This is a genomic window from Lacinutrix iliipiscaria (genome assembly GCF_042686125.1).
In the GTDB taxonomy this organism is placed as follows: Bacteria; Bacteroidota; Bacteroidia; order Flavobacteriales; family Flavobacteriaceae; genus Oceanihabitans; species Oceanihabitans iliipiscarium.
Genome location: NZ_JBHUOV010000001.1, coordinates 1,069,141 through 1,089,552 on the forward strand (window position 1 = coordinate 1,069,141; position 20,412 = coordinate 1,089,552).

Here is a 20,412-nt window from a genome sequence, read left to right on the forward strand (position 1 = left end):
GGCCTCGAGCGATGCCATTAAAAACACAAAATGCAAACACTATTTAAAAACATAAAAGGAGACAGATTAATTTGGGCAATAGCTGCTCTATTGGCTATTTTCTCATTTCTTCCTGTGTATAGTGCTGCGAGTAATTTAGTAAACGTTGGAGGAGGAAACACCTTCTCTTATTTTGTAAAACACTTCATGCATTTGTTTTTAGGTTTCACCATCATGTTTGGAGTTCATAAAATTCCGTATAGATATTTTAGAGGATTATCCATGGTTATGATTCCTGTAGTATTAGTGTTATTGGTTGTTACAATGCTACAAGGAACTACAATAGAAGGCGCAAATGCAAGTCGTTGGATACAAATTCCAATCGTAAACATGTCGTTTCAAACCTCTACACTTGCAGCTGTAGTGTTAATGGTTTACGTGGCTAGGTATATGTCTAAAATTCAAGATCAAAATATCACTTTCGTAGAATCTATTTTGCCACTTTGGGTACCTGTATTTTTAGTCCTCATACTCATTCTTCCTGCTAATTTTTCTACAGCAGCTATTATGTTTGTTATGGCTGTGATGTTAGTTTTTTTAGGAGGATATCCTATTCGTTATTTAGCAGTCATTATTGGTTCTGGAATAGTAGCATTAATCTTATTTGTATTAGTAGCTAAAGCATTTCCTGAGGTGATGCCAAATAGAATAGATACCTGGATGAGTCGAATAGATAACTTTTCTAATGGTGAAGATACAGAAGCAGATTACCAAATTGAAAAAGCAAAAATCGCTATAGCTTCAGGAGGTGTTCAAGGCGTTGGTCCTGGAAAAAGTATTCAAAAGAACTTTTTGCCTCAATCATCTTCCGATTTTATTTATGCCATTATTGTTGAAGAATATGGACTTATAGGAGGTTTCTTTCTTATGATATTATATATGTGGCTGCTCTTTAGAATAGTTATTGTAGCACAAAAATCAGAAACCATTTTCGGAAAATTATTAGTCCTAGGTGTTGGTTTACCTATAGTATTTCAAGCCTTAATAAATATGGCTGTTGCTGTAGAGTTGTTTCCAGTTACTGGACAAACCTTGCCGCTTATTAGTAGTGGTGGAACATCAATTTGGATGACGTGTTTGGCTATTGGAATTATTTTAAGTGTGAGTGCCAAACGTGAAGAAGATAAAGACAAAGAGAATAAAGAGGATAATCCATTGGAAATATTAAGCGAAGCAATTTAATGAGCAACTATAAAATCATATTGTCTGGAGGAGGAACAGGAGGTCATATTTATCCTGCAATTGCCATTGCTAATGAGCTAAAGTCTCGTTATCCTAATGCAGAGTTTTTATTTGTTGGCGCGAAAGATAGAATGGAAATGGAAAAAGTCCCTGAAGCGGGCTATCCTATAAAAGGACTTTGGATTTCTGGTATTCAACGAGAGATAACGTTTAAAAATTTAATGTTTCCTTTTAAACTATTAAGTAGCCTATGGAAGGCTAGAAAAATTGTAAAACAATTCAAGCCTGACGTTGCTATTGGTACAGGAGGATTTGCTAGTGGCCCTTTATTACAAATGGCTGTTGTAAAAGGCATACCAAGTCTTATACAGGAACAGAATTCTTTTCCAGGGATTACTAATAAATTATTGTCCAAAAAGGTGAATAAAATTTGTGTGGCTTATGATGGTTTAGAACGCTTTTTTCCTAAAGAAAAAATAGTAAAAACAGGAAATCCTGTACGTCAAGATTTGTTAGATATAGACTCTAAAGTGGCTGAAGCTAAAAAACATTTTAATCTTATTGAAGGCAAGAAAACACTTTTAGTAATAGGCGGAAGTCTAGGTGCAAGACGTATAAATGAATTGATTAAAGATGAGCTTGACTATTTTAATACGCTGAATATGCAAGTCATTTGGCAATGTGGAAAGCTATACTACAAAGCGCATAAAATTGATGGTAACGAAAAGCAAGTACAATTGCATGAATTTATAAATACAATGGATTTAGCGTATGCTGCTGCTGATGTAATTATATCTCGTGCTGGTGCAAGTTCGGTAAGTGAATTATGTATTGTTGGTAAACCAGTAATTTTTATTCCATCACCAAATGTTGCTGAAGATCATCAAACCAAGAATGCGATGGCTATTGTAAATGAAAAAGCTGCCATATTAATTAAAGAAAGTGACTTAGAGGTTGATTTTGAAAATAAGTTCACTCAGCTTATGGCATCGCCTGAAAAACAAAAAGAATTAGGAGAAAATATAAAAAAATTAGCATTAATAAATGCAACTAAACAAATAGCAAACGAAGTTGAAAAACTATTGAATTAATGAATCTTAATCATATACATAACATTTATTTTATTGGTATTGGTGGTATTGGTATGAGTGCACTTGCTCGCTATTTCCATGCTAATCATAAGCAAGTTGCTGGATATGATAAAACATCAACTGAAATTACTGATAGTTTGATTGATTTAGGGATTCATGTACATTTTGAAGATTCAATAGCAAATGTAGATGATTCATATTTAAATTATGAGACTACCTTAGTGGTGTACACACCTGCTATTCCTAAAGATCATAAGGAATTAACTTATTTTAAAAATAACAAAAACTTTACGGTTTTAAAACGCTCAGAAGTCCTCGGATTAATTACAGAACACACCTTTTGTTTAGCTGTTGCAGGAACACATGGTAAAACCACTACAACTAGTATTTTAGGGCATTTATTATATGAATGTGATGTTAAATTGACTGCTTTTTTAGGCGGATTAAGCGAAAATTATAATTCTAATCTTATTATAAATGGTACAGATGTTTCTGTGGTTGAAGCAGATGAATTTGATCGCTCCTTTTTAACCTTGTCTCCAAATCTAGCATGTATTACTTCAATGGATGCAGATCATTTAGATATTTATGGTGATGCTTCAGAACTCCTTAAATCATTTGAAGATTTTTCAAAAAAAATAAAACCTAAAGGTAAATTATTTATTAGAAATGGTTTGCCTCTAAAGGGAATAACATACGGAATAGAAGATGATTCAGACTATTCTGCTCAAAACATAAAAATAATAAATGGTGCTTATGTTTTTGATGTGAAAACACCAAAAACAACACTAGAAAGAGTTTTATTTAACCTACCTGGTAGACATAATTTGTCGAATGCTATAATAGCCTTGGCGATGGCTGTAGAATATGGCTGCCCTCAACCGCAGCTCGTCAAGGCATTAGCATCTTATAAAGGTGTGAAACGCAGATTCACCTATCAAATTAAAACTAAAGATTTAGTTTTTATAGACGATTATGCGCATCATCCAGAAGAGATTAATGCAGTACACCAAGCAATTCGTGAAATGTATCCAAATCAAAAAGTACTTGCTGTCTTTCAACCCCATTTGTATTCAAGAACTCAAGATTTTGTAGATGATTTTGCAAAAAGTTTGTCTCAATTTGATGAAATCTTATTGCTTGATATTTATCCAGCTAGAGAATTACCTATCAAAGGCGTGACTTCAGATTGGTTAATGCAAAAAATAAATAATAAAAACAAACAACTTATTAGTAAACAAGAAATCGTTTCTAAGATAAAAGAAAGTCGAGCACAAATAATTTTAACTATTGGTGCTGGAGATATTGGAGAAGAAGTTAAACATATTAAAAAAGCATTAAGCCTTGCGAGTTAATTGGAACTACATAAAAATGGTAATTCTACTAGTGTTAGTAGTGTTTTTATATGCTTTTTCATCATTGAAAAATGAAGTTAGATTGGTTTCTGAACCTCATGTTCAATTTCTGGGAGATAACAACTTATTTATCACTCATGAGACTGTTAGTAAATTGTTAATACAAAATCAACAAGGGATTAAAAAGGCGTCTAAAGAAATTTTAGATTTGAACCAATTGGAATCTGCCCTGAATTCTAACCCAATGATAAAATCAGCAGAAGTCTCTATCGCAGTAAACGGAGTACTTAAGGCTGATATTATACAGAAAAAACCTATTGCAAGAGTAAGTACTAATGCATCTTATTATATCGATGATGAAGGTCGTTATATGCCGTTATCATCTAATTTTTCGGCAAGAGTACCATTAATTACTGGTTCTGTAAATAAGGAAGCGCTTTCTAATGTGTTTCAAATTGCACAGAAAGTATATAATGATGAATTTTTAAAAAAGTATGTCATAGAAATTCATCAAAACGATGATAATAGTATTGATTTAAAATTAAGACAGTCACCATTTACAGTGCATTTAGGACGTTTAAATCAATTAGAAAAAAAAATAAATAACCTAAAGGTATTTTACCAAAAGGCATTAAAAGAAAAGACACTTAATAAGTATAGTAAAGTTAATTTACAGTTTGATAACCAAGTAGTGTGCACCAAAGCGTAAACTATGGAAAATAATATAGCAGTAGGATTAGATATCGGAACCACAAAAATTGTGGCTATGATTGGTCGTAAAAATGAATATGGAAAGGTTGAAATTTTAGGCATTGGAAAGTCTAAAAGCCTTGGTGTTCATCGTGGTGTAGTAAATAATATTACACAAACTATTCAGTCTATTCAATTAGCTGTTCAGGAGGCAGAAGCTTCTGCTACAACAAAAATTGAAGGCGTAACAGTTGGAATTGCTGGTCAACATATTCGAAGCCTACAACATAGTGATTATATCACAAGAGCAAATTCTGATTTGGTTATTGATGAAGAAGATATTGAACGTTTAATTAACCAAGTGCATAAATTAGTAATGCTTCCAGGAGAAGAAATTATTCATGTATTACCTCAGGAATATAAAGTTGATGGTCAAGCTGAAATAAAAGAACCTATTGGAATGTATGGCGGAAGACTTGAAGCAAATTTTCATGTAGTGGTTGGGCAAGTGTCATCCATTAGAAATATAGGAAGATGTGTAAAAAGTGCTGGGCTAAACCTTGAAGGAATAACACTAGAGCCTTTAGCATCATCAAATGCAGTTTTAAGTCAAGAAGAAAAAGAAGCAGGTGTCGCTTTAATTGACATTGGTGGTGGAACGACGGATTTAGCCATTTTTAGAGATGGTATTATTCGTCATACTGCAGTCATTCCGTTTGGAGGAAATGTGATTACCGAAGACATAAAAGAAGGTTGTTCTATTATCGAAAAGCAAGCCGAACTTTTAAAAATAAAATTTGGATCTGCATGGCCAGGAGAAAATAAAGACAATGAAATTGTTTCTATTCCTGGACTTAGAGGAAGAGAACCCAAAGAGATCACATTAAAAAATCTTTCAAAAATCATTCATGCTCGTGTAGTAGAAATTATAGAGCAGGTGTATGTAGAGATTAAAAATTATGGTCATGAAGAACAAAAAAAGAAATTAATTGCAGGAATTGTTTTAACAGGAGGAGGAGCTCAGTTAAAACATTTAAAACAATTAGTAGAATATATAACAGGAATGGATACCAGAGTTGGTTTCCCTAACGAACACCTCGCAGGAGATAGTGATGATGAAATTACAAGTCCTCTTTTTGCAACTGCTGTAGGATTAGTTATGGATGGCCTAAAACGCAATGAAAGAAAAAAAGCAGATACTGTTTTTGAAGAAGTAAATGTTGAAGATGAAGCTTTAGAAACAGAAGAAGAGGTGGTAGCCAATACTAAACAAACAGTAAAAGAAAGACGTTCGTTTTTAGATAAACTAACAGAACGTGTTAAAGATTTTTTAGATAACGCAGAGTAATTTAGAACAAGAAAAATAGAATTTATGAGCAGCAACAAAGAATTCGAAACCAATATTGCATTTGATTTGCCAAAGAACCAATCAAACGTCATTAAAGTTATTGGTGTTGGTGGTGGTGGTAGTAACGCTATCAATCACATGTTCCAACAAGGTATTAAAGGTGTAGATTTTGTTATTTGTAATACAGATGCACAAGCACTACAAAATAGTGGTGTGCCAAATAAAATCCAACTCGGACTTAGCCTTACGGAAGGTTTAGGAGCAGGTGCTAATCCAGAAGTGGGAGAGCAATCTGCTATAGAGAGTTTTGAGGACCTTCAACGTATGTTAGATACTAATACTAAAATGATTTTTATCACTGCAGGAATGGGCGGAGGTACGGGAACTGGAGCAGCACCTATTATTGCTAAAATGGCTAAAGATTTAGATATTTTAACAGTGGGTATTGTAACAATGCCTTTTCAATTCGAAGGAAAAATGCGTAATGAACAAGCGCAAATAGGTATTGAAAATTTACGTAATGTCGTCGATTCATTAATTGTAATTAATAATAATAAACTTCGCGAGGTTTATGGAAATTTAGGCTTTAAAGCTGGGTTTTCTAAAGCAGATGAAGTACTATCGACTGCTGCTCGTGGTATTGCTGAAGTTATTACACATCATTATACTCAAAATATAGATTTACGTGATGCTAAAACAGTATTAAGTAGTAGTGGTACTGCAATTATGGGATCAGGAAGTTCTTCTGGTCAAAATCGTGCCCATGAAGCCATTCGTAAAGCTTTAGATTCACCATTGCTTAATGATAATAAAATTATTGGTGCTAAAAATGTGTTATTACTTATTGTTTCTGGTTCACAAGAGATTACCATCGATGAGATAGGAGAAATCAATGACCATATTCAAAATGAAGCAGGTCATGGTGCTAATATTATTATGGGTGTTGGTGAAGATGAATCTTTAGACGAGTCTATTGCTGTAACAATTATTGCAACTGGATTTGATATTGAACAGCAAGATGAAATATCAAATACAGAAACTAAAAAAGTAGTCCACTCTTTAGAAGAAGAGCAAACCTTAGAGCAAGATTTGACTAAGAAAGAAACGAATCCTGTTATCATTACACCAAATATTGAGTTAGAGACTAAACAAGAACAACCTATTGTTAAACATACTTTAGATTTGGATGAAGTAGATGAGTTTGAAGCCCCAAAAAACGAGGCTTTAAATCACACAAATCTTATTCCAACGACAGAAATAATTAGAGATATAAATGTAGTTTATGAAGAGGTTATAGGCGCAACTCCAATCCAAGAAGAATGTATTCAAGATCAAGTTGAAGACGATGATTTTGTAATTACAGAGGTCGCTCCAGTACAAGATGAAACTCATGATTTTGAAGATGAAGAAGAACAACAAATTACATTAACCTTTGATATGCCTTTAAGCATAAATGAGCCTGTTGTTGATGAAGTTATTGAAGATAAAGTTGTGCATGATTTAGATCAAGATGACATAAAAAAAATGCCTGTAAAAGACTTTATTGAGTTAATAACGGTTACAGAAACTAATGAAAAAGGAGAAACGCGTTACGCCCTTGATGATTATTTAGAGTTTGAATCTTCTATCAATGAACCTAAAAAAACACCAGTAACTGAGGTTTTAGATAAAGAACTAGATCAAGAAGTTGTTTTTGAAAAGCAAATTATAGAATCAAATACTACTGAAGAAAAAGTTGAAGAAATTGATCCTATGAATAGCCCAATTTCTGACTTACTTAAAGAAAGAGCAGAAGAACGCAGACGTAAAATGAAAGACTTTAACTATAAATTCAATAATGCAAAAATTGATGATATAGAAAAAATCCCTGCGTATAAGCGTCAAGGCGTATATTTAGATGACGCACAACACTCATCTGAAGATACAAGTATTTCTACTACAAGTTTAAGTACAGATGAAAACGATGACATACAATTAAGAAGTAACAATTCGTTTTTACACGATAATGTAGATTAGTAAGTTAAGTTTAGTGTTTAGCTTCGACTAACCCGAGGAATTCCCCAAATTTTCTTCGGGTTTTTTATGCGCTTTACTGAAGCTTAAACACTCCGCGAGATACTAGAATCTTAAATTTCTTAGTATCTTCGCTTTTTATCAATAAAGAAAGTATTATGAGTTTACAACAAGATATTATGACAGCAATGAAAGCTGCCATGAAAATTAAAGATCAAACAGCTTTATCTGCTTTACGTGCTGTAAAGTCAGAAATATTATTAGCTCAAACAGAAACAGGATCAAAAGAAGAAATTACGGAAGAGCAAGAAATAAAAATATTATCTAAATTAGTAAAGCAAAGAAAAGATAGCGCAGCTATTTTTACAGAGCAAAATAGAAACGATTTAGCTGAACCTGAATTAGCCCAAGCTGAGGTGATTAGCCAATTTTTACCTGCACAATTAAGCGAAACTGAAATAGAAAAAGTTGTTGTTGATGCGATTGCAACTTTAGGTGCTGATGGAATGAAAGATATGGGCAAAGTCATGGGAATGGTCAATCAAAAATTAGCAGGTCAGGCTGATGGTAAGACCATTTCTACTATTGTGAAAGCTAAACTGTCTTAAGCTTTTATTTGGCTGCGTAGCTCAATTGGATAGAGCACTGGATTTCGGCTCCAGCGGTTGTAGGTTCGACTCCTATCGCAGTCACTAATACTATACATGAACCACGTGTTATTGTCTTTTATAGAAGAACAAGATCCGCCTTTAATTTTTAAAGTTGTTTTAGCGATTTTAATAGCAGCTACACTTTTTCTTTTTCTTTTTGTTCTTACTCGTGGCATTTTTAATTTTTTAGAAATGGCTTATGTTGAGTTTTTTAAAAAAAAGCTATTCTTTAATCATGTCTATGTTAAAAGAAAAAAGCTTCCCGAAGACTATAGGCTTATATTAAGGCAAGAATTTTCTTTCTATAATCGACTAACAGATTTAGAAAAAAAGAATTTTGAACACAGACTTAACCACTATTTGAAAAGTTGGGAGTTTATAGGTAAAGAAATTGTGGTGACTAATACCATGAAAATACTTATTTCTGCAACCGCCGCAAAACTCACTTTTGGTTTAAGAGATTATAAAATTAGAAGTATTGATAAAATAATAATTTACCCCGATGAATATTATTCTACGATTAACAAGGTCATGCATAAAGGGGAATTTAATATGGCATATAATGCTTTAATTTTTTCATGGGAAGACTTTAAAATTGGCTACGACGTTCATAATGATAATTTAAACTTAGGTGTTCATGAATGTATCCATGCTATGCATTTTACTTTTTTAAAATCTAGAAGGCATAGTACAAGCGCAGCAGTGTTCTTAGAGTCGTTTCAGGAACTAACGGTTTTAATTGATGAAAACATTTCTTTGAAACAAAAATTAATAAATTCTGATTACATTAGAGATTATGCTTTTGAAAACCAATTCGAATTCATTTCTGTGCTTGTCGAAAATTTCATAGAAACACCTGTAGAATTTCGCTCCCATTTTCCTAAAATTTACTCTAAAGTCAAACAAATGCTTAACTTTAATTTTGCAGGTTATTAAAATGGTTTTACTACTTTTAATGAATAATACTATATATCATGAAATTTAAAACAACATTTATCATCTTACTAACGTGCCTAGGAATGCAGTTTTCTTATGGACAAACAGAACACGAAAAAATTACAAAAACCTTAATGGATTATATTGAAGGTACAGCTAATGGAGAACCCGATAGAGTAAGACGAGCGTTTCATAAAGATTTAAACTTATACACAATTGCGAATGATAGTGTTAAGGTATGGTATGGTCAAAATTATATTAATGGTATAAAGGAAGGCAACAAGAGTAATCGTATTGGTAGAATTGTATCTATAGATATAGAAAATGATGCAGCTTCTGCAAAAATTGAAATTTTAATGCCAAGTAGAAAACGAAAATACACCGATTACCTTCTACTCTTAAAATACCAAGGGCAATGGAAAATTATTCATAAGTCTTATACTTATGTGCAATATCCAGAATAAATAAGATGATAAAAAACGATTATGAATTAGCAAGTGCTTTTAAGTCAGCTATCGTTTTCGTTTGATCATTACTTCTAAAAACATGACTTCCAGCAACAAAAGTATCTGCGCCAGCATCTACTAATTGCTTGATATTTTTATCAGTTACACCACCATCAATTTCTATACGCGTGTCTAAACCACGTTCATCAATCATTTTACGTAATTTTCTCACTTTGTCATAAGTGATGGTTTCAAATTTCTGACCACCAAATCCTGGGTTTATAGACATTATTAATACCATAAAGCACTTTGGTAAAATATCTTCTAAAACAGACACAGGAGTCGTTAAATTAAGCACTACTCCAGCTTTACAGCCAGCATCTTCAATTTGTGTAAGTGTTCTATGTAAATGGACTGTAGATTCGTAATGCACTGTAATAATATCTGCACCAACTTTCGCAAATTCTTCTATATAACGTTCTGGCTTTTCAATCATTAAATGCACATCCAAAGGTTTAGTCGCGTGTTTTTTTATAGCTTGTATGACTGGCATTCCGTAGGAGATGTTAGGCACAAAATGCCCATCCATAACATCAATGTGAAACCAATCGGCATCACTATTATTAACCATTTCTGTATCACGTTGTAAGTTGCCAAAATCGGCAGCAAGCATAGAAGGTGCAATTAATTTTTCAGCCATTGTGAGGAGTTGTGTTGTTTATACAAAGATAAATAAAAAAAGAAGTTCCATCACTTTGTAACCATAAGATAAGTATAAAAATGAGTGAACCCAGAGTAATCAGCTCTGGGTTCTTTCATCAATCAAAAAACGAACAGTTATGTGTAACTGTTTGTTGCTGTAAATTTAGTCGTAATTTATATAAATTACTATCCTAAATATGTTTTTAATATTTTACTTCTAGACGTATGTTTTAATCTACGAATCGCTTTTTCTTTAATTTGTCTAACACGCTCTCGAGTTAAATCAAATGTTTCTCCAATTTCTTCTAAAGTCATAGGATGTTGATTTCCTAAACCAAAGTACAAACGAATCACATCAGCTTCACGAGGTGTTAATGTTTCTAAAGCACGCTCAATCTCAGTACGTAAAGACTCATGTAATAAGTCCTTATCAGGATTAGGAGACTCTCCAGAATTTAAGACATCGTATAAGTTAGAATCTTCACCTTCAACTAAAGGTGCATCCATACTTACGTGACGCCCAGAATTTTTCATAGACTCCTTAACATCGTTAATCGTCATGTCTAATTCTTTAGCAATTTCTTCAGCACTTGGCGGACGCTCATGAGCTTGCTCTAAAAAGGCGAAGGTTTTATTTATCTTGTTAATAGAACCAATCTTATTTAAAGGCAAACGTACAATTCTAGATTGTTCAGCTAAAGCTTGTAAAATAGATTGTCTAATCCACCAAACAGCATAAGATATAAATTTAAAACCACGAGTTTCATCAAAACGTTGAGCCGCTTTAATAAGTCCTAAATTACCTTCATTAATTAAATCTGGTAAGGTTAATCCTTGATTTTGGTATTGCTTAGCTACAGAAACTACGAAACGTAAATTAGCCTTGGTCAACTTTTCTAAAGCGACTTGATCACCTGCTTTAATGCGTTGTGCTAATTCTACTTCTTCGTCTGCTGTAATTAAGTCAACTTTTCCTATTTCTTGTAGATATTTATCTAACGAAGCGGTCTCTCTATTAGTAACCTGCTTGGTAATTTTAAGTTGTCTCATCTAATGTTCTCCTGTAAAAATTAAGTGTGAATAAAACGTTCTATATAATTATACGTACAAAAGACAATAAATGTTACAAAAAGTTTCATTTTATTTTTATGGGCATTCCCATTTTTCGTTTTAAACTCCAAATGGTCGCGCTATACGTTATATCTTTTCTTTTTGTCATTTTGCGCTACACGGCAAAATTTATTTCAACAAAAAGAAAAGGATGCCACTGCTATCGCTAATGCAAAAAGCCTATTCTAATTAAAGAATAGGCTTTTTAATATAGATTAAAAACTAGTGTTTAGTTTTCTTTCTTATCGTCTCTTGGTTTACGATCGTCACGACGGTTATCACGTCCGCGATTATCTCGACCTCTGTTATCACGTCCACCAGAACGTTTATCATCTCTTGGTGGTCTAGCAACATAACCTTCAGGTTTCGGTAAAATGGCTTTACGCGAAACTTTTTCTTTACGCGTTCTAGAATCTACACCAAAGTATTTGACATCAAATACATCGCCCATGTTAACCACATCAGATACATTTTCTGTGCGTTCCCAAGCTAATTCACTTACGTGTAATAAGACTTCATTTCCAGGGGCTTCAGTATATTCTACAACAGCACCAAAATCAAGCATTTTAATGACTTTAACTTCGTAAATACTACCTACTTCAGGCTTAAATAGCAAGGCATCAATTTTTGCCATGACCGCATCAATCCCTTTTTTACCAACACCTAAAATTTCAACAATACCTTCTTCAGTAACAGGATCTTCGTTAATAACGATAGTTGTTTCAGTTTCTTTTTGCATTTCCTGAATCACTTTTCCTCCAGGGCCAATTAAAGCGCCAATAAATTCATTAGGAATACGTCTGGTTACCATTGTAGGCGCATGATCTTTTACGTCTGTATTTGGTGTAGCAATCGTATCAGTCAATTTCTCTAAGATATGCAAACGACCATCACGTGCTTGTTTTAGTGCATTCACTAAAATTTCGTAAGACAATCCTTTTACTTTAATGTCCATTTGGCAAGCTGTAATACCATCAGCAGTTCCAGTCACTTTAAAATCCATATCACCTAAATGATCTTCATCACCTAAAATATCAGACAATACTGCATACTTTCCAGAATCTGCATCAGAAATTAATCCCATTGCAATTCCAGAAACTGGTTTCTTTAACTGAACACCAGCATCCATAAGTGCCATAGTACCAGAACAAACTGTAGCCATAGATGACGAACCGTTAGATTCTAACACTTCAGATACAACACGAACAGTATAAGGGCAATCTTCAGGGACCATACCTTTTAGTGCACGTTGTGCTAAGTTACCATGACCAACTTCACGTCTAGACGTTCCACGAATTGGTCGTGCTTCACCAGTTGAAAAAGGAGGGAAGTTATAATGTAAATAGAAACGCTCTTCACCTTCAAAAGATGGCATATCTATTTGGTTTGCTTCTCTAGATGTACCTAAAGTAACGGTTGCTAATGCTTGAGTCTCTCCACGTGTAAATATTGCAGATCCATGAGTAGATGGTAAATAATCAACCTCACACCAAATAGGTCTTATGTCAGTTGTTTTACGTCCATCTAAACGTAAGCCTTCGTTTAAAGTTAAGTCTCTTACAGCAGCTTTTTCAGCTTTAGAGTAATATTTAGAAATTAATCCGCCAATATCTTCTAATTCTTCTTCAGTAAATGTTGCTTTAATTTCTTCTTTAATTTCAGAAAAAGCAGCACTACGCTCATGTTTAGCAGAACCTGCTTTTGCAACGGCATATACTTTATCGTAAGCTAAATCATGAATTTTTTGTGCTAAATCGGCATCTTCTCTTTCTGGCTCGTACTCACGGACTTCTTTTTTACCGAAAGCTTCAGCTAATTTTACTTGAGCAGCACATTGTACTTTAATCGCTTCGTGGGCAAACTTAATGGCTTCGGTCATTTCTTCTTCAGAAATCTCGTCCATTTCACCTTCAACCATCATTACAGAATCTGCAGAGGCACCAATCATCATATCAATATCAGAAATCTCTAATTGCGATCGTGTTGGATTGATTACAAATTCGCCATTTACACGACCAACTCTAGCTTCAGAAATTGGGCATTCAAACGGAAAATCTGATAATTGTATAGCTGCCGAAGCTGCTAAACCTGCCATAGCGTCTGGCATAACATCATCATCATGAGACATTAATTGAATCATTACTTGCGTTTCTGAATGATAATCTTTTGGAAATAATGGGCGTAATACACGATCTACTAAACGCATCGTTAAAACTTCTCCATCACTAGGTCTTGCTTCTCTTTTAAAGAAACCTCCAGGATAACGTCCTGCAGCAGCAAATTTTTCACGATAATCTACCGTTAAAGGTAAAAAGTCAACATCTGCTTGTTTGTAATTGGAAACAACAGTACATAATAACATACATTTTCCAGATTGAACCACAACAGAACCATGTGCCTGTTTTGCTAATTTTCCGGTTTCAATGGAGATTTCTCTTCCATCACCAAGGTCAATAACCTCTTTAAATACTTTTGGAATCATAAATTTTTTTAATTCTAATTAAACAATGGTCGCTGTGTTGTTGTAGTTGTTGTTGTGAATGACATGTGATGTCTGACCAATGAAAAACTGTAATTAGCTTCTTATTTACGATATTTATACTCTTTCGTACGAGTTTAATATTAATGAAAAAAAGAGGCGTGAAGCCTCTTTTTTGTTATTTTCTTAATCCTAATTCTTTCACTATTGCACGATATCTTAAGATATCTTTCTTAGTTAAGTAATCTAGTAATGAACGACGCTTACCTACTAATTTTACTAAAGAACGCTCTGTATTGTAATCTTTACGATTGTTTTTTAAGTGTTCTGTTAAGTGATTAATTCTTTCTGTGAATAATGCAATCTGTCCTTCTGCAGAACCAGTGTTTTTTGCATCACCACCATGTTTTTTAAAGATTTTCTCTTTTGCTTTTTGATCTAAATACATGCTAATATTATTGTAAATGATTGTTATGTACACGAAAGTATTTCTTTCGAGCGGCAAATATAGTAATTTTTAATGATTTACAAGAGATTGTAAAAATTGTTTAACGATTTATATACTTAATTTTAAAATTGTTTAACGATTTATATACTTAATTTTAAACCTTTCCGTTCTAATGTGGTCTTAACATTATATTAACATTAAAAAAAGTAATGATGAAAACATTTAATTTAACAACAAAGGTTGTGTTAGTTCTTGTGGTTTTAGGATTGACATTTACAGGCTGTACTTCAGACGCATCAGACGATCCTGAAATACAAGAACAAGATTATTCAGAAGTTGTGATGGCCTCTGAAATGGACAGAGTTTCTGCTTCTCTTGAAGATTTTTTAATTGAAGTTTATGAAGATCAGGAAGATAGTGAAACTCGAGTAGGTTATTCGAGAACTGCTTTCCCAGGTTGTACGACGATAACTGTTGTTGCCGAACTAGGATACAGGCAACTTACAGTAGATTTTGGTGAAGGTTGTGTGATTAGAGGACACCTTTATCAAGGGAAAATTATTATCACTTACGACAGAGATATTGACGAGCAACAAGTGTCTATTGGGTATGTGCTTGAAGATTTTTACTTTGATGCAAAGCAGGTGATTGGGAGTAATTCTATTTTAAGAGAACTTTCTAATGATGATGGTAACCCTCAATTTACACACACCTTAGATCTTACTGTAGTTTGGCCAAGTGGAGTTCAGGCGTCTAGAGAAGGACTTAAAGTGAGAGAATGGGTTGAAGGATTTGGTTCTGGAGTTTTTAGCGACAATGTTTTTGAGGTTACAGGATATTGGGTCGCTAACTTTGTGAGTGGACATACACATAGTTATGAAATAGACATTCCTTTAAGACGAGAAGTGGTGTGCTACTATTTTGTAAGTGGTAGTGTTAATGTTGAACGTACAGCTTTTGGTGGTGTGTTTGATTATGGTGAAGGTGATTGTGATAATCAAGCAACATTTACATTTAATAGTGGTGATGTTGTTAATATAACGCTAAATTAACTGCTGTGTAAAAAGCATAAAAAAAGCGACCAATTGGTCGCTTTTTTTATGCTCTTAAAGGCTGATTTGTAATTAAATCAATATATTGATTTAATCTGTCTTTTAAATCTTTACGATGTGTGATAAAATCTAGGAAACCATGTTCTAATAAAAACTCAGAGGTTTGAAACCCTTCAGGTAAATCTTGACCTGTAGTGTCTTTTACAACGCGTGGTCCTGCAAACCCAATTAAAGCACCTGGTTCTGAAATATTAATATCTCCAAGCATGGCAAAAGATGCTGTAGTTCCTCCAGTAGTTGGATCTGTACATAAAGAAACATAAGGTATTCCTGCATCTGCTAATTGTGCTAACTTAACTGATGTTTTTGCCAATTGCATTAAAGATAATGCGGCTTCCATCATACGTGCACCTCCAGATTTAGAAATAATCATAAACGGAATTTTCTTTTTAAGTGAATAATCTGCTGCACGAGCAATTTTTTCACCTACTACAGAACCCATTGAGCCTCCAATAAAACTGAAATCCATACAAGCAATAACAAGGTCTTTTCCTTTAGATTTGCCAACAGCTGTGCGTACGGCATCTTTAAGTTTGGTTTTTTCTTGAGCCGCTTTTAAGCGCTCTGGATATTTTTTAGTGTCTTCAAACTTTAAAGGGTCTTTAGACTCTAATTTTTCATCAAGTTCTTTGTATTTATTATCGTCAAATAATATTTCGAAGTATTCATTACTGCCAATACGAACATGATACCCATCTTCTGGACTTACGTAATAATTTTTTTCTAATTCTTTAGCATCTACTATTTTTCCTGTAGGTGATTTATACCACAAGCCTTTAGGAGTGTCCTTTTTTTCTTGTGTTGAGGTGGTGATGCCTTTTTCTTTTCTTTTAAACCAAGCCATAGTGTATAAGGTTTTGCGTTAAGGATTGCGCCATTTGTTTGAGCTCTTTACTTTTTGTTAAACATTTTAAAATGCACTTAAAGTGACAAAAAGTAAAAGCGAGTGGCAAAAGCCTGACGCCAAAATTAAGAACTTTGTTTTTAATTTTGGGGAAACGCCCTAATTATTTTATAAAGTGTTTACGTTATTTAAATCTTCAAATGCCTTTTTTAAGCGTTCGACAAAAGCATTTTCGCCTTTACGCAACCATACTCTTGGGTCGTAATATTTTTTATTTGGCACGTCCTCGCCTTCAGGATTACCGATTTGCGATTTTAAATATTCTGCTTTTTCATTCATATAATCTCGTACACCACTCATAAATGCGTACTGCATATCTGTGTCGATATTCATTTTTATGACACCATAACCAATAGCTTCACGGATTTCTTCTACAGAAGAACCAGAACCACCATGAAATACAAAATCGATATGATTGTGAGGTAAATTATATTTTTGAGACACGTACTCTTGCGAATTTTTAAGAATTTTTGGGGTAAGCTTTACATTGCCAGGTTTGTAAACACCATGTACATTTCCGAAAGCTGCAGCAATGGTAAATTGGTCGCTAACTTTACTTAATTCTTCATAAGCGTATGCAACTTCTTCTGGTTGTGTGTATAATTTTGAGTCATCAACATCTGTATTGTCAACACCATCTTCTTCGCCTCCAGTGATGCCTAATTCTATTTCTAGTGTCATACCCATTTTACTCATGCGTTGAAGGTATTGTTTGCAGATTTCGATATTTTCTTCGATAGGTTCTTCGCTTAAATCGATCATGTGCGAACTGTATAATGGTTTGCCTGTATCTTTAAAGTGCTTTTCACTAGCCTCAAGTAAACCATCTATCCAAGGCAATAATTTTTTTGCACAATGATCGGTATGTAAAATTACAGGAACACCATAGGCTTCTGCCATGTGGTGTACATGCTTAGCTCCAGCAATAGACCCAGCAATTGCAGCCTTTTGGTTGTCGTTACTTAAGCCTTTACCAGCATTAAAAGCTCCTCCACCATTTGAAAACTGAATAATTACAGGTGCATTTAATGCCGCAGCAGTTTCTAAAACTCCGTTAATACTATCTGATCCGATAACATTAACAGCTGGAAGCGCAAATGCTTTTTCTTTAGCCAATTTAAAAATCTCTTGAACTTCACGACCTGTTGCAACTCCTGGTTTTATATTATGTGCCATTTTACGGTAAATTTTTGTTAAAAATTGATTACTCAAAAGTACACATTTTTTTCAGAATTTATTTTGAGATTTAGAAGTTTATTAATGAAAATGGCATGATAAGCTTTTAGTGATTTTTAAATTGTATTAAGTTTTCGTTAATAAACGAAAGACCATTATATAAGAAGTCCTAATTCTGAATATACTGAGGACTATTTTTTAATTAGAAAGGATAATTTATACCAATATTATATACAGCATTACCAAAGTTATAATCTGTAAACCAGCGATTGCCTTCATCTAAAGAAGGGTTGTAAGTTTTAAATCCTATATCTAAACGAGCGACTGCGAAGCCAAAATCGTAACGAATACCAAAACCAGTACCGACAGCTATATCTTTTAAGGATGAAAAGCTATCAAAAGTTGCCTTAGGGTCTTCAACGTCATCAAAAACATTCCAGATATTACCAACATCGATAAATAGAGCAGCATTAACATTGCCAAAGACATTGAATCTGTTTTCTAAGTTAAAGGCAAGCTTTAAATTAGCTTCATTAAATTCGTTATTAGAACTCGAGCTTCCTGGACCTAAGTTATAAGCGGTCCATGCGCGATTATCGTTAGTTCCTCCAGCAAAGAAACTCTTAGAAAAAGGAATGTTTGTTGAGTTTCCATAAGGAATTGCAATACCTAAAAAGCCACGCGCTGCAAGAACATTTTTTTTGCCTAAATCCCAATGACGAATATAATCAAACTCTGTTTTTACATATTGAGAGTAGGCTACATTAAAAAGTTCATAACGATCATCGCTGTTTTTTTCTAAACCAAAAAGTTTTGAAGCTGTGGAGAAGATGTTACCAGCAAGCTCTAATTTAAATCGAAAAATAGAAAAGGTTTCATCAAATAAATTTTCTCGTCGATCTAATGTATAGTTGTAATTTGAGGAGAATATCAGGTTGTTTTCTGTTAATCGGTCTTTACGTTCATTTATGGCAGAAATAGTTTGATAGTCGTCATCAGTAGAAGTTAAAGTCGTATTTCCTGTTAAGACGTCATTTATAAATAAATCGGTTTCAACTGGAATAGATAAGTTTTCACCATCTTCATTATAGTTTAAGTCAAGTGCAATGCTATTTAAATTGTCATAAGAGTTTTGGTAAACACCAAAATAGTTATCTGTGTTTAAGTTTCGGACGTATTGAATGTTAAAAACATCTAATCTGTTTGTCGTACTTTTATTAGGAAACCATTTGTAGTTAAAAGCACCAGTAAAGGACTGTTTATCTAATCCGATATTAGTTTGACTAGTCATTGCTAAAGAAATTCTGGTGCTAGGGAACATGTATTTAGGGATGATCTTCTCAGTATTGAATGGAGAAAAAAGCCTAGGAATGGTTAGTTTTAAATCGGCTCCAATTTCGTTAATATCAAAAAACTGGTCACGTTCGTTGCCTGCATCTTTAGAAGCGCCAATTGAACCAATAGCTGATATTTCAAGGGTTTCGGCACCTCTAAATATATTACGCATCAATAAATAAGGACTAAAAGCAAAGCCAACAGTCTGGATATTACTTTGAGAGACTTCTGCACTAAATCCTAATTTAAACTTTTTTTCTGGTGCTAAGTATATGTTAGCGGTTAAGGTGGTGTCTCGATTTTCGACATATTCGATGTTTGGATATTTAAATGTTCTTAAATTACTTAAATGTCGATATGAACGAGTTCTATTAATGTCTCTAAAAGTGCTATTAGGTGTAATAAAAATAGCATCAGTAAGTGCTTTTGGTTTAAAGCGCATTTTGCCAATGCTGTAAAGATTATAATTGTTGTATGTTACTGAATCTGTAATTGCTTTATTCCTATTTTCATAAGAATTATCTGTGTAAATATTAACGTCTTTTACCTTATAAACTTTAAAAGGGGTTCGATAAGCAGAGTCTTGTTTTCTTACGACTCTGTTTTTTATTTGTATTTCGATAGGCATTTTATGGTCTATGTCAATAGAATCCATTTTAAAATACACATAGTCCTGACTAAAATGAAAGATTCCAGAATTTCTAAAATGATCTGTAATGCGTTCGCGTTCTTGTTGGAAGTTTACAGTTTTATATTGTTCTTTTTTAATAAATGATTTGTGTTTTTCTGTTTCATACAGCGAATCTAAAACAGGAGTATCTATAGCAGTAGTTATAGAATCAATTGTGTATGGTTTGCCTTTTATAACAGTATAATTAACAGCAGCCTTTTTATTATCCAAAGTGTCTGTTTTTGCAGTAGCTTTAGCATTAAACCAGCCATTATTAATGTAATAGCTTTCTAAACGATTTATAGATTTTTCTGTTCGAGCATCATTAAGTATTACAGGTGCTTCTCCTGTTTTTTTTAGCCACGAATTAAAATTTATTTTAGATTGTAAATATTTATCGAGCTGTTTTTTAGATAAGAAGCGTTCTAATCTTGCTTTTCGTTTAGGGTTTCTATTAATTTTTTCATGCACAATAGAATCTATATTAGGTCTTGCAGTATTGTATATGAATAATCTTAAAGGAATATTATTAAATAATAATGTTCTGTTAGGTCTTTGGTATAATAAGTTGTTAATTCTTTCAGAATTATCTTTTTTACCATCAACAAGAATTGTGTTTTTGGTGAGTAGATGTTGATTTTCACCAACTCTTTTAACGGCATTACAAGACGTAAAAAATAGTGCTATAAAAACAAGTAATACTATTTTAAGATGCAATAATTTCAA

17 protein-coding genes and 1 tRNA gene are annotated in these 20,412 nt (G+C 33.4%); 11 read left to right on the top strand and 7 right to left on the bottom strand.

Features of this window, described 5'->3' with window-relative positions:
- The first annotated feature begins 30 nt into the window (after positions 1-30).
- The 10 genes from ACFS5M_RS04765 (at position 31) to ACFS5M_RS04810 (ending at position 9,768) form a co-directional block, all read left to right on the top strand.
- Positions 31-1,221, top strand: a complete 1,191-nt coding sequence (locus tag ACFS5M_RS04765) for an FtsW/RodA/SpoVE family cell cycle protein (RefSeq protein ID WP_183486329.1) — start codon at positions 31-33, stop codon at positions 1,219-1,221.
- Positions 1,221-2,312: an undecaprenyldiphospho-muramoylpentapeptide beta-N-acetylglucosaminyltransferase gene (murG, locus tag ACFS5M_RS04770; RefSeq protein ID WP_183486331.1), complete on the top strand. Its 1,092-nt coding sequence runs from the start codon at positions 1,221-1,223 to the stop codon at positions 2,310-2,312. The genes ACFS5M_RS04765 and murG overlap by 1 nt, the downstream gene beginning before the upstream one ends.
- Positions 2,312-3,667: a UDP-N-acetylmuramate--L-alanine ligase gene (murC, locus tag ACFS5M_RS04775; protein ID WP_183486333.1), complete on the top strand. Its 1,356-nt coding sequence runs from the start codon at positions 2,312-2,314 to the stop codon at positions 3,665-3,667. Before murG ends, murC begins: the two co-directional genes overlap by 1 nt.
- A gap of 16 nt (positions 3,668-3,683) precedes the next feature.
- Positions 3,684-4,376 (top strand): cell division protein FtsQ/DivIB, encoded by a 693-nt coding sequence (locus tag ACFS5M_RS04780; protein WP_379898042.1) that lies wholly within the window; start codon positions 3,684-3,686, stop codon positions 4,374-4,376.
- A gap of 3 nt (positions 4,377-4,379) precedes the next feature.
- The gene (gene ftsA / locus ACFS5M_RS04785; RefSeq protein ID WP_183486337.1) at positions 4,380-5,705 is read left to right on the top strand and encodes a cell division protein FtsA; all 1,326 of its coding nucleotides are present in this window, start codon (positions 4,380-4,382) and stop codon (positions 5,703-5,705) included.
- 24 nt (positions 5,706-5,729) lie between these two features.
- Positions 5,730-7,721 (top strand): cell division protein FtsZ, encoded by a 1,992-nt coding sequence (gene ftsZ / locus ACFS5M_RS04790; RefSeq protein ID WP_183486339.1) that lies wholly within the window; start codon positions 5,730-5,732, stop codon positions 7,719-7,721.
- A 155-nt stretch (positions 7,722-7,876) separates the two neighbouring features.
- Positions 7,877-8,326 carry a GatB/YqeY domain-containing protein gene (locus ACFS5M_RS04795; RefSeq protein WP_183486341.1) on the top strand — a complete coding sequence of 150 codons (450 nt, stop codon included), beginning with the start codon at positions 7,877-7,879 and terminating at the stop codon, positions 8,324-8,326.
- Positions 8,327-8,336: 10 nt separating this feature from the next.
- Positions 8,337-8,410, top strand: a tRNA-Arg gene (locus ACFS5M_RS04800).
- Positions 8,411-8,422: 12 nt separating this feature from the next.
- Positions 8,423-9,304: a zinc-dependent peptidase gene (locus ACFS5M_RS04805; RefSeq protein ID WP_183486343.1), complete on the top strand. Its 882-nt coding sequence runs from the start codon at positions 8,423-8,425 to the stop codon at positions 9,302-9,304.
- Between the two features lie 38 nt (positions 9,305-9,342).
- Positions 9,343-9,768: a nuclear transport factor 2 family protein gene (locus tag ACFS5M_RS04810; protein ID WP_379898047.1), complete on the top strand. Its 426-nt coding sequence runs from the start codon at positions 9,343-9,345 to the stop codon at positions 9,766-9,768.
- Between the two features lie 19 nt (positions 9,769-9,787).
- Here the strand turns inward: ACFS5M_RS04810 and rpe are convergent, their stop codons facing one another.
- The 4 genes from rpe to rpsO all read right to left on the bottom strand — a co-directional run bounded on the left by rpe (position 9,788) and on the right by rpsO (position 14,489).
- Complete coding sequence (gene rpe, locus ACFS5M_RS04815; RefSeq protein WP_183486345.1) at positions 9,788-10,450, bottom strand: ribulose-phosphate 3-epimerase; 663 nt, start codon at positions 10,448-10,450, stop codon at positions 9,788-9,790.
- 188 nt (positions 10,451-10,638) lie between these two features.
- Positions 10,639-11,502, bottom strand: coding sequence for a sigma-70 family RNA polymerase sigma factor (locus ACFS5M_RS04820; protein ID WP_072349917.1), 864 nt, complete (start codon positions 11,500-11,502; stop codon positions 10,639-10,641).
- A gap of 289 nt (positions 11,503-11,791) precedes the next feature.
- Positions 11,792-14,044, bottom strand: coding sequence for a polyribonucleotide nucleotidyltransferase (locus ACFS5M_RS04825; protein ID WP_183486347.1), 2,253 nt, complete (start codon positions 14,042-14,044; stop codon positions 11,792-11,794).
- 175 nt (positions 14,045-14,219) lie between these two features.
- Positions 14,220-14,489 carry a 30S ribosomal protein S15 gene (rpsO, locus tag ACFS5M_RS04830; RefSeq protein WP_183487276.1) on the bottom strand — a complete coding sequence of 90 codons (270 nt, stop codon included), beginning with the start codon at positions 14,487-14,489 and terminating at the stop codon, positions 14,220-14,222.
- A gap of 212 nt (positions 14,490-14,701) precedes the next feature.
- On the opposite strand from rpsO, the gene ACFS5M_RS04835 reads away from it, so the two are divergent.
- A complete protein-coding gene (locus tag ACFS5M_RS04835) occupies positions 14,702-15,541 on the top strand; it encodes a hypothetical protein (RefSeq protein WP_183486349.1) in 840 nt (279 codons plus the stop codon).
- Positions 15,542-15,587: 46 nt separating this feature from the next.
- On the opposite strand, the gene accD is transcribed toward ACFS5M_RS04835, so the two are convergent.
- The 3 genes from accD to tamL all read right to left on the bottom strand — a co-directional run bounded on the left by accD (position 15,588) and on the right by tamL (position 20,403).
- The gene (gene accD, locus ACFS5M_RS04840) at positions 15,588-16,445 is read right to left on the bottom strand and encodes an acetyl-CoA carboxylase, carboxyltransferase subunit beta (RefSeq protein ID WP_183486351.1); all 858 of its coding nucleotides are present in this window, start codon (positions 16,443-16,445) and stop codon (positions 15,588-15,590) included.
- 168 nt (positions 16,446-16,613) lie between these two features.
- A complete protein-coding gene (fbaA, locus tag ACFS5M_RS04845; RefSeq protein ID WP_183486353.1) occupies positions 16,614-17,681 on the bottom strand; it encodes a class II fructose-bisphosphate aldolase in 1,068 nt (355 codons plus the stop codon).
- A gap of 202 nt (positions 17,682-17,883) precedes the next feature.
- On the bottom strand, positions 17,884-20,403 hold the full coding sequence (tamL, locus tag ACFS5M_RS04850) for a translocation and assembly module lipoprotein TamL (RefSeq protein ID WP_379898054.1): 2,520 nt from the start codon (positions 20,401-20,403) through the stop codon (positions 17,884-17,886).
- Between the last annotated feature and the right edge of the window lie 9 nt (positions 20,404-20,412).

Bases quoted from the DNA above. Each gene is read 5' to 3' on its own strand.
- ACFS5M_RS04820 (WP_072349917.1), bottom strand. From the start codon at position 11,502: ATGAGACAACTTAAAATTACCAAGCAGGTTACTAATAGAGAGACCGCT.
- murG (WP_183486331.1), top strand. From the start codon at position 1,221: ATGAGCAACTATAAAATCATATTGTCTGGAGGAGGAACAGGAGGTCAT.
- ACFS5M_RS04780 (WP_379898042.1), top strand. From the start codon at position 3,684: ATGGTAATTCTACTAGTGTTAGTAGTGTTTTTATATGCTTTTTCATCA.
- rpsO (WP_183487276.1), bottom strand. From the start codon at position 14,489: ATGTATTTAGATCAAAAAGCAAAAGAGAAAATCTTTAAAAAACATGGT.
- ACFS5M_RS04765 (WP_183486329.1), top strand. From the start codon at position 31: ATGCAAACACTATTTAAAAACATAAAAGGAGACAGATTAATTTGGGCA.
- accD (WP_183486351.1), bottom strand. From the start codon at position 16,445: ATGGCTTGGTTTAAAAGAAAAGAAAAAGGCATCACCACCTCAACACAA.
- ftsA (WP_183486337.1), top strand. From the start codon at position 4,380: ATGGAAAATAATATAGCAGTAGGATTAGATATCGGAACCACAAAAATT.
- ACFS5M_RS04810 (WP_379898047.1), top strand. From the start codon at position 9,343: ATGAAATTTAAAACAACATTTATCATCTTACTAACGTGCCTAGGAATG.
- rpe (WP_183486345.1), bottom strand. From the start codon at position 10,450: ATGGCTGAAAAATTAATTGCACCTTCTATGCTTGCTGCCGATTTTGGC.
- ACFS5M_RS04835 (WP_183486349.1), top strand. From the start codon at position 14,702: ATGAAAACATTTAATTTAACAACAAAGGTTGTGTTAGTTCTTGTGGTT.
- ACFS5M_RS04795 (WP_183486341.1), top strand. From the start codon at position 7,877: ATGAGTTTACAACAAGATATTATGACAGCAATGAAAGCTGCCATGAAA.
- fbaA (WP_183486353.1), bottom strand. From the start codon at position 17,681: ATGGCACATAATATAAAACCAGGAGTTGCAACAGGTCGTGAAGTTCAA.
- ftsZ (WP_183486339.1), top strand. From the start codon at position 5,730: ATGAGCAGCAACAAAGAATTCGAAACCAATATTGCATTTGATTTGCCA.
- ACFS5M_RS04825 (WP_183486347.1), bottom strand. From the start codon at position 14,044: ATGATTCCAAAAGTATTTAAAGAGGTTATTGACCTTGGTGATGGAAGA.
- murC (WP_183486333.1), top strand. From the start codon at position 2,312: ATGAATCTTAATCATATACATAACATTTATTTTATTGGTATTGGTGGT.
- ACFS5M_RS04805 (WP_183486343.1), top strand. From the start codon at position 8,423: ATGAACCACGTGTTATTGTCTTTTATAGAAGAACAAGATCCGCCTTTA.